Genomic DNA, 15,339 nt, shown 5'->3' with positions numbered 1-15,339 from the left:
TGTTTGAAGAAGGACGGCACGATCGAGATCAAAGGGAAGAATATTCTGATCGACGGGAGCGGCAAGATCAACGTCAAGGCGGATAGCGATATCGTGATGAAGGGATCGAAGATCTTGCAAAACTGACGCGCGTCTTGTTGCGTCAGATGTCGTGAATCGACTTGATCCAGCCAGCCAGCACCGCGAGAACCAGCAGCACGATGAGCGATTTCCCCGGCATCGAAAGCGCGCGTTGCGGCTTCGCATGGCGACGCATATTGCCGATGATCGCGCCCGCCATCGCACCGGGCAGCGCCGCGAGCGACGCGACGCACAGATACAGCAGAACCGACGTCAGCGCGGAATCGAGCGTCGATTGCGCGTTCAGTTCGATGGTCACGAGCCCGCCGATGCTCATCACGATTCCCGCGACCGATCCCGCGCACAGGCCGTACAGCGCATTGAACGCGCCCGGACGCGATGCCGCGATGAGCGCCGCGAGCGCCGCTGCGAGGGCAATCGGCATGACGAGCGCATAGCCGCTGCTGCCCGCGCGTTCGGCGATGCGAAGGAGCGGCGTGAACGACGCGTGAATCGCGTCGGCGAGGCCGGCCGGAAGGAACTTGCGATACCTGAGCAATGCTATCCATGCGCAAAACACGAGACCGGTCACCAGTCCCGTCGACACTCCGCGCGCCGGGCGGAATTCGGCGAAACGCAACGAACGTTCGACGCCCGGGGCGGCATCGAGAAAGACCCATGCAGAAACCGGCCGGTCGCGGCGCGTGCGCCCGAACCATCGCGCGGACCACGGAAACAGCCACGCCGCGAGCGCGCCGACGACGAGCGGCGGCGCGATCATCACGAGCGACGTATAGAAGCTGTTGTCAGGCCCGAGCGCCACGAGCGATGCGGACGCGAACGCGCCCCAGCCGAACATCGCTCCGACGAGCGCGATGGAAAGCGCGCCGGTCAGCATCAGCACCGGCAACGGCGACGCGCTTTTGACCGTCACGCCGACCCACGCGGCTGCCGCCCGCGCGATCCAGTTGCAGATCAGCCAGCAGCCGATGATCGCGAAGACGAGCGCGATCACGTGTACTTCCAGCAGCCCGAGCGCATGGTCCGCTGAGAGTTGCGGCGCGGACGGGCCGCCAAGCATGAATTCCGCGCCGATGAGCACCTGGTTCAGGAAGTAGCCCGACGCGAAGAGCGCGCCGGCTGCAGCGGTGCCTTCGACGGGATTGCGCCCATCGAGCACCGCCGCATACGCGCTGCGCCAGATGCCGGTGCTAAGCGCGCCGATGGCGAACACCATGACGACGAGCGGCGTGATGAGCGACGCGATCACCGACACGCGCGCCACCGCGCTCGTCGACCCTGACGGGACGAAGCCGATGAGAAACCCGTTCACCGTCTCGATGACGACTCCCGCCGCGAAGCCGATGCCGAGCGCGTCCCACTTGTCGAGGCGAAAGAGCGGCGTGGTATCGGCGAGCACGGCGCGACGCGCATCGCCGCGCGGATGCAGGCTCAGATATGAGCGTAGTCCATGCGAAGCAGCGGCGCTCATGCGCGCGAGCACGCGATCGACGGCGGCGGGCGAGCCGTCCCATTGCGATGCCTGCAAATCCGCATAGAATTCGCGCACGCGCAGCACCGACGCGCCCGAAAGCAACACGAGCGCGCTCCAGAGCGCCGTCTTGGCTATCAGGAAGAGCGTTTGATGCCACGCGTGCGCGCTGAAGACGCCGACGCCGAGCAAGGGTACGGCGCTGACCACGACGAACGCGAGACACGCGGATATCGTCATGAAGGTCTTGTCGATGTCGCGGTTACGAATGTGCGCCAGTTCGTGAAAGATGATCGCGTTGAACGCGGCGCGGTCCGCATAGAAGCACTGCGCGACGAACGCCCCGCTGAACGCGACGGTGTAATCCCCACGGCGGCCGAACGCGACGGGCAGACCGCTTGCAAGCGGGTTCCAGACGAAGGACGGCGCGGGCTTCAGGTGCGCCCGGTCACAGAGGCTTTGTAGCGCATTAAAAAGGCCGGGGGGATCGTTACGGTCGACGGGTACGAGCCGTTGCGTCCTGAGCTTCCAGAGCGGAAAGAACCAGTAGAGCAGACCGCCGAGCGTCAGCGTGACGACGATGCCGGCGATCTTGCACGTCGATTGCGGCCTGAGCAGCGCCATGCACGTCGCGACCCGAGGCGCGAAGATCGTTTGCTGCGACGCTTCCTGTGCGGCATTGAACACTTCGTTGACCACGCTCGATGCGCAGGCCGCGAGCGCATCTCTTTGTTCGGTGTGAAGGCTTTCCCAGAAGTGTGCGTAGAACTGGCTGCTGACACAGACGATCAGAATGATCAGGAGATCGAATCTTAACGTGATGTCGGACGGAAAAGGCAACGGGTTGAGCCGCCGCGCGCTCGCCGCAGATGCGTCGTGGTCCGGCATGATGCGCTCACTTGTCGGGCATCACGAACTGGGCGACGACCGCATCGGCGAGCCGCTGGGCTTGCGCAGGCTCGATGCGCAGGCGTTTGCCGGCGGCGATCACATGGCGATGCACTTCGCCCAGCTCCTTGCTGGTGAGGATCGGCGCAGCATCGGCGGGGGCGGGGGCGTCGCCGTGGCGGAACAGCTTTCTGACCGCGACTGACACTTCTTCGCCGATGACCGTCTCCGTGGCCTTCAACGCGATGTTGCCAAGCATCGGCAAGAGTTCGGAAACGACCTGAAGGACGAGCGGCGCAAAGAGAACCGAGAACGGATCGGGACCGAAGCCGAGGGCGGCATCACCGTTGCGCGATGCCTTCTGCGCCGCTTGCGGATCGGCGAACCACGCTGCGCTGATCGTCGTGAAGAGCGGCAGCTCGTTGGGCGCGAGTTGCGCGAGGACATCGCGGGAAACGTCGCGGATCAAGTTGCGTTCAGCGGCAGTGTCCATGAGCCGGTCTCCGACGGTGTCAAGCGTGATCGTTGGCTTGAACGTTAGGTTTCGGGTGAGGGGATGTCAAAGGGAATCGATGCCTGACGACCGCCGCAATGCGACTAACGGTCAACCCGTGAAACCGACTTCGAATGACGCAAGGAAACGCACGTCTTCAAGAAGACGACTCAAGGCGACGCATTTCGCAAGCGTCCTGGTTTTCAGGCGCGTTGTATGACAAAGACGTTGCGCGACCGGCAAGGCCGTGCAACGTCGTTCAATCGGCGTTCCAGCAGCGAAAGATCAAGCGTTGAAGCCGCCATCGATCGTCAGGCTTGCGCCAGTCACGAATCCCGCTTCGGGGCCAACGACGTAAGCGACCATTCCCGCGATTTCATCGGGGTGCGCGTGGCGTTGCAGCGCCATGAGCCCATGCAGCGACGCGGCGAAGTCGCTCGACCCGGGGTTCATGTCCGTGTCCGTCGGACCGGGCTGGACATTGTTGACCGTGATGCCACGCGGACCGAGATCGCGCGCCATGCCCTGAACGAGGCCTCGTAGCGCGGACTTGCTCATGGCGTAGGCGGCGCCGCCCGGGAAAGGCATGCGTTCCGCGTTGCAACTGCCGATATTGACGATTCGCCCGCCGTTTCCCATGTGCGGCAACACCGCCTTCACCGCGACGAACACGCCGCGCACGTTGATCTGCAACGTGGTGTCGAAGTCTTCGAGCGAGAAGGTGTCCACTGGTCCGAGGAATAGGACGCCCGCATTGTTCACGAGAATGTCGATCTTGCCGAACGCAGCGGCGGCCTCGTCGACTGCACGGCTTAGCGCGACGGCGTCGCCGGCATCGGCCTGCAAAGCCAGCGCATGACCGTCGTTTGCGACGATCTCTTCCGCCAGCGCATTCGCCGAGGCAGCCGATCCCTTATAGGTGAAGGCAACCGTGGCGCCATCGCGCGCCAGTCTTCGAACGATTGCCGCGCCGATGCCACGTGCGCCGCCGGTCACGAAAGCCACTTTGCCAGAGAGAGTCGAGGTCATTTGAGTGTGTTCCTGAGTAGTCGATGCACGAAGTATCGCCGCGCCGGCGGGCGTTGAGTAGCGTCGATTTAGACTATGACTTTCAACCGCCGGTATCGAATGATCATGGAAGCTCTCAACTTCGTCGAGTCATTCCTTCTGAGCGCGGAGCTTGGAAGTTTCTCCTCGGCAGCGAGGCGGCTCGGCATGACGCCGGCGGCAGTCAGTAAAAACATCGCGAGGCTCGAAGCGACACTCGGCATTCGCCTCTTTCAGCGCAGCACGCGCAGCCTGACGCTGACGCCGGCTGGCGAGCAGTTCCAGCGCGAGATCGCCGGACCGTTCGAGGCGATAAGCAATGCCTTCGCAGGCGCGGCGTTGATCGACGGCAAACCGTCGGGGACGCTCAAGGTCAGCGTGGCGCTGGCATTCGGCCGCGAATATCTGGTGCCGATGCTCGGTGCGTTTCTCGATCGGTATCCCGGCATCGTGCCCGACTGGCACTTCGATAACCGGCCTGTCGATATCATCGCGGAAGGCTTCGACGTGGCGATTGGCGGCGGCATCGAACTGACATCGACGATCGTGGCGCGCGAACTGGCGCGAACGCATATCGTCGTGGTGGCGTCGCCTTCGTTCATGGCGGGGCGGAAGATGCCGACGCATCCGTCCGAACTCATCGGCTTCGATGGCATCGCGCGGCGCTCGCCCACGACCGGGCGGCTGCGTGCGTGGACGCTGATCAATCAAGTGGGCGAACAGTGCGTCGCGGAGTTCCGCACGCGGATGATCTTCGACGATCCCGAAGCGATCGCGCATGCCGCGATGCTCGGACAAGGTCTTGCGCTTCTGCCGATGCCTCACGCCGCGCCGGGATTGTCGAACGGCACGCTCGTCCGGCTGCTTCCCGCATGGTATGCGGAACAGAATCCGATCTCGCTTTACTATCCAAAGCGGACGCTGCTTCCGGCGAGAACGAGAGTATTCATCGACTTCGTCGTGTCGACGTTCGAGCAAGGCAGGCTCGCGTCGAAGTTCGATGCGCGTATCTGATTGCGCTGTGATGGAAGTCGCTTCAATAAGCGACAGTCAGAGGCTCCGGATAACGCTGCGTCAGCAAGAAGTTCGTTCCCGGCGATGCCATGCCTTCTCCGTAGACACCTGAGGCACGGAACTGCTTGCGCCCAACACCTTGCACTTATCGTGCGCTCCGTCGGAGCGGATCGTGATATCGCTCGGCTGCGTATCGGGGCCGATATAGGGGGATCGTCGCCTGAACGAGGGGCGGTCCGCTGCGATCGGTGGCGGGAAAGGCCAGATACGACTCGGACCATGCATATTGCGATCCGTTGCCGCGCGAGAATCGGCGCTCACACATGACGCTCGGATCAGTTCAAGCAGACCGCCTTTCGCATCGCTTGCGGCGATGTGCGTGACCACACATCGCGCGTCCCCGACAAGCATGACGCCCCTCATCCATGTGCCCGCCTGCTTTTGCCGCGACCGGGCGTGCCTTGCGCGAACATCGGCATCCTGCTGAGAATCCAGTCGAGCAATTCCTGCGGACCTGCGGCGAGCGGCCGTCCCGTCTTCACGAGGAGCCTGGCCTGTGCGCTTTCGAAGAGCGGATGCGCGATCGGGATGATGGTCAGCTCGCCGCTGGCCAGCTCGCGATACGCCGCAAACTCGCCGATCAGCGTGATGAAATTCTCCGCCGCGACGAAGCGCTTCAACGCGCTGAGCGAGTTGGTCGTGAGCGTCGGACGGATGGCGAGGTTGTCGGTCGTCTCCAGCATCTTCACGACATGACCGATGCCGAAGCTCGGCGGCATCAGCGCGAGCGGATAGTCGAGCAGGTCGCCGATCTGCGCGACGCCCCCGCGTTTCGCCAACGGATGATCGCGCCGCGCGAGCAATACGACGGGCTGCGGCGAGCTTGCACGAATCTCGATGCGCTCGTGCGGCGGCGGGTTATACGCGAGTCCGATATGCGCGCGGCTCTCTGCCACTTCATCGAGCAGGTCGTCGACGGCGAGCATCTTCACGTCGATCTGAAGGCGCGGATAGCGAGCGCAGAACGGCGCGAGCACGTCGTCGACCAGCGTATCGACATAGCCTTCGCTTACCGCAAGCCGAACGTGGCCTCGTTGCAAGCCTTTCAACGCGTGCAACTGGTCTTCGAGCTTCTCCTGTTGCGAGCGATAGCCGCGCCAGAACTCGAGCAGATGAAACGCCGCTTCGGTTGGCCGCACGCCGCGCGCCTCGCGTTCGAAGAGCGTCGTGCCGAGTTCGTCTTCGAGCAGCTTGATTTGCCGCGCGATCACCGACGGCGATGTGTTGAGGTGATCCGCCGCGCCGCGAATCGTGCCGTGCGAAAGCACTTCGTGGAAGTAGCGCAGGCGTTGCTGGTTGATTTCGCGCATGGTCGACGTCCCTTTGTGTTGCTCAAAAGGCAACGATACGTGAACTTAGTTGCTCTTGCTCGCACAGTAGCACAGGCTCAACATGGCCTCACCCGATGAAGGGAAAAGACACAGGAGACGCCCATGTCGACGATTCAGATGCAGCAAGGCAGCCGCGCGGTTGCGGCGCTCTACAGCAGAATCAACTGGCGGCTGCTGCCGCTGCTCATCGCGTGCTACATGTTCGCGTATCTGGATCGCGTCAACGTGGGCTTTGCGAAACTCCAGATGCAAAGCGATCTCGGCTTCTCCGACGCCGCATATGGCGTCGGCGCGGGCATCTTCTTCATCGGCTACGTGCTGTTCGAGATTCCGAGCAATCTGATGTTGCCGAGGATCGGCGCGCGGCTCACGTTCAGCCGCATCCTCGTGCTGTGGGGCATTACGTCGGCATGCATGCTGTTCGTGCGCAACGTGCCCGCGTTCTATGCCATGCGCTTCCTGCTCGGCGTGTTCGAAGCGGGCTTCGCGCCGGGGATGATCTATTACCTGTCGCGCTGGTACGGGCCAAAGCGCATGGCGCGGGCCATCGCGCTCGTGTTCGTCGCGGGGCCGATCGGCGGTGTGGTCGGCGGGCCGTTATCCGCGTGGCTGATGTCGTCGCTGGCGGGCGTCGGCGGCTTGTCCGGCTGGCAGTGGATGTTTCTCGTCGAAGGTCTGCCGTGCCTGGCGCTCGGTGCGCTCGTCTGGTTCACGCTCGCCAATCGTCCTGCCGATGCGCGCTGGCTCACGCCAGACGAGAAGCGTCTGGTGGAAGCGGAAGTCGGCGGCAACGGCGGGCATGAACATCGAATCGATTCGTTTTCCGAAGTATTGCGTAATCCGCGTGTCTACCGGCTGGCGCTCGCGTACTTCTGCATCATCTTTCCGATCTACGCGATGAGCTTCTGGCTGCCGACGCTCCTCAAGGAACAGGGCGTGAACGACACGCTCCGCCTCGGCTGGTACGCCGCGATCCCGTATGTTGCCGCCGCAATCGCCATGTACGCGGCTGGACGCCGTTCCGATGCAGTGGGCGAGCGCCGTTATCACAGCGCATTGCCGGCGCTCGCCGCGGCGGCGCTGCTGGCTGTTACGCCGTACGCATCCGGCCATCTCGTCGCGACGCTCGCGCTGCTCACCGCGGCAACGGCCTGCATGTGGATGGCCTACACGGTGTTCTGGGCGATACCGTCGGAGACCATTGCGGGTCCGGCTGCGGCGGGCGGCATTGCGCTCATCAACACGATCGGCCTGTCGGGCGGATTCTGGGGTCCGGCGGCGCTCGGCTGGGTGAAATCCGCGACGGGCAGCACGAGCGGCGGCCTGCTTCTGATGGCGTGCATGGCGGCGCTCTCCTGTGTGCTGATCCTGACGAACAAGCGAACGGTTGCCGCCGCGAAAGCGCGCACCGCCTGATTTTCCATCGAAGACGATCTCCCAAGGAGCGCCAGCATGAAGATTCTGATCGCAGGATTCCAGCACGAAACGAACACCTTCGCGCCGACGAAGGCCACTTACCAGAGCTTCATCCAGGGCGAAGGCTTCCCGCCGATGGCGCACGGCGCGGACGTGCTGAAGCTGCGCGACGTGAACGTGCCGATCGGCGGCTTCATTCGATGGGCCGAAGCGCGCGGCCACGAACTGTTGCCGGTCATCTGGGCGGGCGCGAGTGCATCGGCGCACGTGACGAAGGATGCGTACGAGCGCATCGCGGGCGTCATCGTCGATCAGGTGAGGACGGGCGGCTTCGATGCGATCTATCTAGACCTGCACGGCGCGATGGTCACCGAGCATCTCGATGACGGCGAAGGCGAGTTGCTGGCGCGCGTGCGGCGCATCGTCGGCGATGCGATGCCGCTCGTCGTATCGCTCGATCTGCATGCCAACGTGACGTCGCGCATGTTCGAACTCGCCGATGCGCTCGTCGCTTATCGAACGTATCCGCATGTCGACATGGCCGAGACCGGACTGCGCGGCGGGCACTTGCTTGCGCAACGCATCGAGCATGGCAAGCCGTTCCATCGCGCGATGCGCCGCGTGCCGTTCCTGATTCCGGTGAATGGCATGTGCACGCTCGTCGAGCCGGCGCGCGGCATGTATGGCACGCTGCAAACGCTCGAACGAGAAGTTGTTTCGTTATCCTTCGCGCCGGGTTTTCCGGCATCGGACTTCGAGGAATGCGGACCGGTATTCTGGGGCTACGCGCTCGATCAGGCATCGGCGGACCGTGCGGTCGATACGCTCCTCACGCAACTCGTCGATGATGAAGCCCGCTGGGACGTGCCGTTCCTCACGCCGGATGAAGCCGCCCGCGAAGCCATCGACGCGAGCCGCGATGCATCCGGCCCGGTCATCATCGCCGATACGCAGGACAACCCCGGCGTGGGCGGCGATTCGAACACGATGGGCATGGTGCGAGCGCTGTTGCGCAACGGCGCGCAAGAGGCCGCCGTGGGCGTCATCTGGGACGAGCACGCGGCAAAAGCCGCGCATCGGGCGGGCGTGGGCGCGCGCATCAGGCTTGCGCTCGGCGGCGGCTCGAACGTGCCGGGCGACTCACCCCTTGAAGGCGAGTTCGAAGTCGAGTATCTGTCGGATGGCCGTTTCCGTTTCGATGGCCCGATGCTCAACGGCATGACCGGCGAACTCGGGCCGACCGCGTGCCTGCGCATCGAAGGCGTACGGATCGCGGTGAGCAGCATCAAGATGCAGGTGTTCGATCGCAATCTCTTTCGTGTAGCGGGCATCGAGCCTGAACGCATGAAAGTTCTGGTGAACAAGAGCTCGGTGCATTTTCGCGCCGATTTCGAGCCGATAGCGGCGCGGATTCTCGTCGCCAAAGCGCCGGGTCCGATGGCCGCCGATCCGGCCGATCTGCCGTGGCGCAAGCTCGACGCGCGCATGCGTGTGCGTCCGATGGGGCCGACGTTGGGCGCGTTGCGCGCGTCGGCTGCGTGACTATCGCCGCCTCGCTCATTCGACAAGAAACATCAACGGAAAGGAGAAAAACACCATGACGGACGAGATCAACGCGCGGCGCCGCCGCTTTCTCGGCACGACCATCGGAAGCGTCGGCGCGATGCAACTCGGCCTGAGCGACCTCGCGTTCGCGCAGACATCCAGGCCGGCGCGGGCATCATCGACGGCGGGCTTCGCCGATATCCGCCAGATCGATGCAGGCGCGCTCAACGTGGGTTATGCGGAAGCAGGGCCGGCGAATGGCCCCGTCGTGATTCTTCTGCACGGCTGGCCTTACGACATCTACAGCTTTGCCGAGGTCGCACCGCTGCTCACGGCGCAGGGTTATCGCGTGATCATGCCGTATCTGCGCGGCTACGGTTCGACGCGCTTCCTGTCCGCCGACACGCCACGCAATGGCCAGCAGGCCGTGGTGGCGGTGGACATCATCGCGCTCATGGATGCGCTCAAGATTCCGCAGGCCAGCTTCGGTGCGTTCGACTGGGGCGCGCGCACCGCGAACATCATCGCGGCGCTGTGGCCGGAGCGCGTGAAGTCGATGGTGTCGGTGAGCGGCTATCTGATCGGCAGTCAGAAGGCGAATGAGACGCCGCTGCCGCCGAAGGCCGAGCTCGCGTGGTGGTATCAGTTTTACTTTGCGACCGAGCGCGGGCAGAAGGGCTACGAGGCGAACCGTCGCGACTTCAACAAGCTGATCTGGCAACTCGCGTCGCCCAAATGGGACTTCGATGACGCGACCTATGACCGCTCGGCGCGATCGTTCGAGAATCCCGATCATGTCGCCGTGGTGATTCACAACTATCGCTGGCGTCTCGGTCTCGCGCAGGGCGAGCCGCAATACGACGCGCTAGAGCAGCGTCTTGCGAGCGCCCCCACTATCAGCGTGCCGACCATCACGATGGAAGGCGACGCCAATGGCGCACCGCATCCCGATCCTTCCGCGTATGCGAAGAAGTTCACGGGCAAGTACAAGCATCGCAACGTGTCGGGCGGCATCGGGCATAACCTGCCGCAAGAAGCGCCCAAGGCATTCGCCGATGCGGTGATCGAAGCAGACCACATGTAATCGCTCGATCCGGTAAAACGTACCCGGTAATTTTTATCGGACTTCGTTTCTCAGTTTCAAACGTTTGCGAAACTTGAGTGCGTCCCCTCGCCGCGCTCAAGTATTACTTACCAGCTTGGCTGCCCGCGATCGCAAACGTTTTCCCTTTCGACCGATAAATAAGCGATTCTTTCGCGCGCCGCCCGGGCGAAATATGTTTCGACTTATTTTCATACGTAAAAAAGTGTAACGACGACAGGTAAAAAAGAACTGCATATAGTTCATATCATTGAACTTAAACGGTCCTCCTTACCTGTCATGAAAAACGCAAAAGAAAGCACCAAGGAACTTTTACCGGTCTCGTCCAGTGATGCGCCGTTCTCGCGCCGCAGATTTCTGTCGGTGTTGATGGCCGGCGCCGGTGGCGCGGCGTTGTCGGCATGTGGCGGCGGCTCCGACTCCGCGGGCGACGCTGGGGGCGTCGCGAAAAGCGTCGCGAAGGCGAGCACGGTCTCTTTGTCCGGCGCCACGACTCCGCCGGCGGCATCCATCACCGACAGCAGCGGCGCGGTGTGGACGCTCCTCAACGGCCGGGTGATGAAGAACGGCACGGGCGTGTCGACGGGTTCGAGCGTCGCGCAGGCGCTGATCCTGTATTTCAACGGCATCATCTACGCGCAAAATTCGAGCGGCGTCTGGTACCAGAACGGCTCGCCGTGGAAGAACATCGGCACGATCGATCCGCGCAACGTGGTGAAGCCGTCGAACACGTCGCTGTTCTATGGCGTCAACGGCCACATGGCCTGGGGCTCCGGCATCTACTACACGATGACGGCCGAGCAGCAGCTCGCCATCCTGAAGGACCTCGGCGTGACGATGTATCGCTGCGACACCGCCGACGCGGGCATGTCGATGACGCTCGCGATGGCGCTGCGCGGATGCTTTGCGGGCAGCGGCGTCGGCATCATGCCGGTGCTCAATCCGCGTTCGGCAGGCTGGGACCCGAAGGGCACCGAAGCCGCCGCCTATTCGCTCGGCTATGACTTCGCGGTGCGCTGCACGCAACCGTTGAAGGGCCTCGTCACGCATATCGAATGCGGCAATGAACTGGATACCGTCGGCCTGCAACTCGGTGGCGACGGCAGCCAGACGTCGGACTGGAACCCGGCGGAGTGGCCGTCGTTCCGGGGCGTGATCCGCGGCATGATCGCGGGCGTGAAGGCGGTCGATCCGACCATCAAGTGCGGCGTGAACGTCGGTATCCCGATGGCGTATCGCGCTTTGCAAATGCTCTGGAACGGCATCACGCCGAACGGCACGGCCACGGGCGTATCGGGCGCGGCGACGCTTCAGTGGGACTACACGACGTATCACTGGTATCACAGCTCGGGCAAGATCGAGTGCGCGGGGCGCAACAACGCGTGCATCAACGTGCTGCAAGTGCTGAAGGACTCGTTCAACGTGCCGATCTGGCTGACGGAATGGGGCTGGTCCGGTTCGGCGGATTCGGCGACGGCGCAATCGGCGTATGTGCAGGAAACGATGGCGTCGTACTACGCAATCAAGGACAAGTACAACCTTGAAAGCGTGATGATGTACGCGGTCATCGACCCGAGCTACGGGCTGATTCAGGGCGATGGCGTCACGAAGAATCCGGCGTACGCCACGTTCAAGAACTTCATTGCGGCGAATCCGGTCAAGACGGCGTAACGGTCGATGCGGATGGAGCGGAACGCGCCTTCGGATCGCGAGGGCATCCGGCATAGTGCCTCGACCATGCCACAACGAATTCGAGGTGCCGATGCTGCTGTCTGAACAGAACGTACTCGTGACCGGCGGCGCACGCGGGCTGGGTGCCGCGATCGTCGAAGCGCTCGCACGCGAAGGCGCGGGCGTCGTCGTGAACTATCGCCGCAGCGAAAGCGGGGCGATGGCGCTCGCCGAGCGGCTCGGTCCGCGCGTCGTCGCGCTTCAGGGCGATGTCACCGATGCGGCATCCGTCGCGCGTCTTTTCGACGAGGCGCGCGCACGAACCGGCCGGCCCGTGCACGCGGTGGTGAACAACGCACTGGCCAACTTCAGTTTCGATGGCGACGCGCGCCCGAAGATCGGTGACATCGAATGGTCGCGCTTTCAGCAGCAGATCGACGGCGCGCTCAAGGGCGCGCTCAATACAATCCAGGCCGCGTTGCCCGACATGCGCACCGCTGGCTTTGGCCGCATCGTGAACGTCGGCACGAATCTCTTTCAGAATCCCGTCGTGCCGTATCACGATTACACGGCGGCAAAAGCGGCATTGCTCGCGCTGACGAGAACCGCATCGAACGATCTGGGGCCGGACGGCATTACCGTCAACATGGTGTCGGGCGGCCTGTTGCGCACGACCGACGCGAGCAGCGCGACGCCCGAGGCGGTCTTCGACATGGTCGCGGGATTCACGCCGCTGCGGCGCGTCACCACGCCGGCCGAGTTCGCCGACGCCGTGTTGTTCTTCCTTTCGCCGTGGGCGCGTGCGGTGACGGGGCAAAATCTCGTCGTCGACGGCGGACTGGTCAAGGGCTGACGCGAAGTCAAATCCGGCTCAAACCTCGCTTCGCTTCAGCAGATAGTCGAGCCCGCCCACGCGATACCAGCGATACCCATACGGCTCCAGCACGACACTGTGCTGGCCGTTCGCGTTGCCTTCGCTGTGATCGCCGGAGAGCAGGTTGACGAGCTTGCCGCTTTCTCCCACTGCCGCGCCGACCCGAAACTTCACCGTGCACGCGGCCGCGCTGAAGTTGTGCAGACAGACGACCGAGTTGTTGCGCCAGTCGTAGCGCAGCGCGAGCACGTCGTCGCGCGAGGTGCGAAGAATCGCGAAATCGCCCCAGCTTATCTCGGGCACTTCCTTGCGCATGCGGATCATCCGCTCCATCCAGTTCAGAAGCGAATCGGGGTCCCGGCGCTGGCTGGCGACATTCACGCGCTCATAACCATACGGTCCGCCCGAGATTACCGGGCTAACCGGGCGCGCATGTTTCGTGAAGCCCGCATGCGGCTCGGTCGACCATTGCATCGGCGTGCGCAGGCTTTCGCGTTCCGGCAGACGCAGATCGTCGCCCATGCCGATCTCATCGCCGTAACGCAAGACCGGCGTCCCCGGCAGCGTCAGCATGAGGCTGTACGCCAGTTCGAGCCGGTGACGGTCGCCATCGAGCATCGGCGCAAGACGCCGGCGGATGCCGCGTTCGTAGAGTTGCATGGACGGCTCGGGACCGAACGCCGCGAACACGGCTTCGCGTTCCTTCGGCGACAAGCGGCCAAGATCGAGTTCGTCGTGATTGCGCAGGAACACGCCCCATTGCGCGGTTGCCGCCCGCGATTTCGTCGCTTCGAGCGCTTTTCTCAGCGGCGCGGTATCGGCGCTCGCGAGCGCATAGAACGTGTTCTGATTGACCTGGAAGTTGAACATCATCTGCAGCCGCTCGCCGGCATCGCCGAAATACTGCATGTCGGTGTGAGGCAGCACGTTGGCTTCCGCGAGGATGATCGCGTCGCCTTCGCGCCACTGCAGGAACTCGCGAAACATGCGCAGCATGTCGTACTGACGGGCCGGCTTCTTCACCTGTGCGCCCTTGGTCGCGATGACGAACGGCACCGCGTCCATGCGAAACCCCGAGACGCCGAGCTGAATCCAGAAACCCATGATCTTCAGCAATTCGGCCTGCACGTGCGGATTGGCTGTGTTGAGGTCGGGCTGGAATTCGTAGAAGCGGTGGAAGTACCACAGGGCCGCTTGCTTGTCGTAAGTCCACGTGGACTTCTGCACGCCGGGAAACACCACGCCGTCGTCAGCGCCCGCCGGCCGCTTCTTCGACCATACGTACCAGTCGCGATACTTCGAATTCGGATCGCGCCTCGCTTCCTTGAACCACGGATGCTGATCCGACGTGTGATTCACGACCAGATCGATCAGCACGCGCAAGCCGCGCTGACGGCATGCGTGAGTGAATTCCACGAAATCGCCGAGCGTCCCGTAGCGCGGATCGACGTTGTAATAGTCGGAGATGTCGTAGCCGTTGTCGCGGCCCGGCGATGGCTGAAACGGCATCAGCCATATCGTAGTGACGCCGAGCCCCTGAAGATAGTCGAGCCGCCGCAACAAGCCCTGGAAATCGCCGACGCCGTCGCCGTTCGCATCCATGAATGCGCCGACCGAGAGGCAATAGATGACCGCGTTCTTGTACCAGAGATCGTTGAGCATGCGCTTGGATCGAGGCCCGGTTCGTGTGCGTCCGAGTGTAACCGTGATCCGCCGGCGCGGGCAATCCGCGATTGGACTGCGGATCGGGAACGCGCTTCTTCGACGTGACATCCAATGCCGTGTCTGCCACTTCATACGCGGAGATGTCATATGAAACGCACTCATTTCGCGCTCGCGGCGGCGCTCGCGCTGACGAGCATCGCTTCCCGGGCGCAAGGGGCTGGGCCGACCGATCCGCAAATCGCCGCGATCGTCGTGACCGCCAATCAGGTCGATATCGACGCGGGCAAGCTCGCTGGCAACAAAGCGAAATCGAAGGACGTGAAGGCGTTTGCACAGCAGATGGTCACGGATCACAGCGGCGTCAACAAGGCCGCGACCGATCTGGTGAAGAAGCTCGACGTCACGCCTGAAGACAGCCCGGCGAGCCAGAGCCTCAAGCAAGGCGGCGACGCGAACATCGCCAAGTTGAAGCAGTTATCGGGCGGCAGCTTCGACAAGGCGTACATCGATCACGAGGTCGCCTATCATCAAAGCGTGCTCGATGCGCTCGACAAGACGCTCATTCCCAGCGCGAAGAACGCGGAACTGAAGGCGCTGCTGGTGAAGGTGCGGCCGGCATTCGTCGCGCATCTCGAACACGCGCGGCATGTGCAGGCGGATCTCGCCAGAAACGGTGCGTGA

14 protein-coding genes are annotated in these 15,339 nt (G+C 63.3%); 8 read left to right on the top strand and 6 right to left on the bottom strand.

Annotated features, from left to right (window positions below; all coding sequences use genetic code 11):
* Positions 1 to 3: 3 nt before the first annotated feature.
* The gene (locus LDZ21_RS31200) at positions 4 to 126 is read left to right on the top strand and encodes a hypothetical protein (protein ID WP_280519436.1); all 123 of its coding nucleotides are present in this window, start codon (positions 4 to 6) and stop codon (positions 124 to 126) included.
* A gap of 16 nt (positions 127 to 142) precedes the next feature.
* Here LDZ21_RS31200 and LDZ21_RS19585 read toward each other — a convergent pair whose 3' ends face one another.
* The 3 genes from LDZ21_RS19585 to LDZ21_RS19575 form a co-directional block, all read right to left on the bottom strand.
* Entirely contained in the window at positions 143 to 2,440 is a 2,298-nt protein-coding gene (locus LDZ21_RS19585; protein WP_244796362.1) for a M48 family metalloprotease, read from the bottom strand.
* 7 nt (positions 2,441 to 2,447) lie between these two features.
* On the bottom strand, positions 2,448 to 2,933 hold the full coding sequence (locus LDZ21_RS19580) for a hypothetical protein (RefSeq protein WP_244796361.1): 486 nt from the start codon (positions 2,931 to 2,933) through the stop codon (positions 2,448 to 2,450).
* A 285-nt stretch (positions 2,934 to 3,218) separates the two neighbouring features.
* Entirely contained in the window at positions 3,219 to 3,962 is a 744-nt protein-coding gene (locus LDZ21_RS19575) for an SDR family oxidoreductase (RefSeq protein ID WP_244796360.1), read from the bottom strand.
* Positions 3,963 to 4,067: 105 nt separating this feature from the next.
* On the opposite strand from LDZ21_RS19575, the gene LDZ21_RS19570 reads away from it, so the two are divergent.
* Positions 4,068 to 4,994, top strand: coding sequence for a LysR family transcriptional regulator (locus LDZ21_RS19570; RefSeq protein WP_244796359.1), 927 nt, complete (start codon positions 4,068 to 4,070; stop codon positions 4,992 to 4,994).
* Positions 4,995 to 5,413: 419 nt separating this feature from the next.
* Here LDZ21_RS19570 and LDZ21_RS19565 read toward each other — a convergent pair whose 3' ends face one another.
* Entirely contained in the window at positions 5,414 to 6,364 is a 951-nt protein-coding gene (locus LDZ21_RS19565) for a LysR family transcriptional regulator (RefSeq protein WP_244796358.1), read from the bottom strand.
* Between the two features lie 123 nt (positions 6,365 to 6,487).
* Here LDZ21_RS19565 and LDZ21_RS19560 point away from each other — a divergent pair, with 123 nt between their 5' ends.
* Genes LDZ21_RS19560 through LDZ21_RS19550 form a run of 3 tightly spaced genes read left to right on the top strand, consistent with a single transcriptional unit; the run spans position 6,488 to position 10,430 of the window.
* Positions 6,488 to 7,801 (top strand): MFS transporter, encoded by a 1,314-nt coding sequence (locus LDZ21_RS19560; RefSeq protein ID WP_244796357.1) that lies wholly within the window; start codon positions 6,488 to 6,490, stop codon positions 7,799 to 7,801.
* Positions 7,802 to 7,837: 36 nt separating this feature from the next.
* Positions 7,838 to 9,343, top strand: a complete 1,506-nt coding sequence (locus tag LDZ21_RS19555) for a M81 family metallopeptidase (RefSeq protein ID WP_244796356.1) — start codon at positions 7,838 to 7,840, stop codon at positions 9,341 to 9,343.
* Between the two features lie 55 nt (positions 9,344 to 9,398).
* Positions 9,399 to 10,430, top strand: a complete 1,032-nt coding sequence (locus LDZ21_RS19550; RefSeq protein WP_244796355.1) for an alpha/beta fold hydrolase — start codon at positions 9,399 to 9,401, stop codon at positions 10,428 to 10,430.
* A gap of 260 nt (positions 10,431 to 10,690) precedes the next feature.
* Here LDZ21_RS19550 and LDZ21_RS19545 read toward each other — a convergent pair whose 3' ends face one another.
* Entirely contained in the window at positions 10,691 to 11,020 is a 330-nt protein-coding gene (locus LDZ21_RS19545) for a hypothetical protein (RefSeq protein WP_244796354.1), read from the bottom strand.
* On the opposite strand from LDZ21_RS19545, the gene LDZ21_RS19540 reads away from it, so the two are divergent.
* Together LDZ21_RS19540 and LDZ21_RS19535 are read left to right on the top strand one after the other, a co-directional pair.
* On the top strand, positions 11,007 to 12,119 hold the full coding sequence (locus LDZ21_RS19540) for a glycosyl hydrolase (RefSeq protein WP_244796353.1): 1,113 nt from the start codon (positions 11,007 to 11,009) through the stop codon (positions 12,117 to 12,119). The genes LDZ21_RS19545 and LDZ21_RS19540 overlap by 14 nt on opposite strands.
* Positions 12,120 to 12,210: 91 nt before the next feature.
* On the top strand, positions 12,211 to 12,972 hold the full coding sequence (locus tag LDZ21_RS19535) for a 3-oxoacyl-ACP reductase (RefSeq protein ID WP_244796352.1): 762 nt from the start codon (positions 12,211 to 12,213) through the stop codon (positions 12,970 to 12,972).
* A gap of 18 nt (positions 12,973 to 12,990) precedes the next feature.
* Here LDZ21_RS19535 and LDZ21_RS19530 read toward each other — a convergent pair whose 3' ends face one another.
* Positions 12,991 to 14,655, bottom strand: a complete 1,665-nt coding sequence (locus LDZ21_RS19530) for an alpha-amylase family protein (RefSeq protein ID WP_244796351.1) — start codon at positions 14,653 to 14,655, stop codon at positions 12,991 to 12,993.
* Between the two features lie 150 nt (positions 14,656 to 14,805).
* Between LDZ21_RS19530 and LDZ21_RS19525 the strand changes: the two genes are divergently transcribed.
* Positions 14,806 to 15,339, top strand: a complete 534-nt coding sequence (locus LDZ21_RS19525) for a DUF4142 domain-containing protein (RefSeq protein WP_244796350.1) — start codon at positions 14,806 to 14,808, stop codon at positions 15,337 to 15,339.

It is taken from the genome of Caballeronia grimmiae, assembly GCF_022879615.1.
GTDB lineage: Bacteria > Pseudomonadota > Gammaproteobacteria > Burkholderiales > Burkholderiaceae > Caballeronia > Caballeronia grimmiae.
This window is presented reverse-complemented; position numbering and strand designations above follow the sequence as displayed.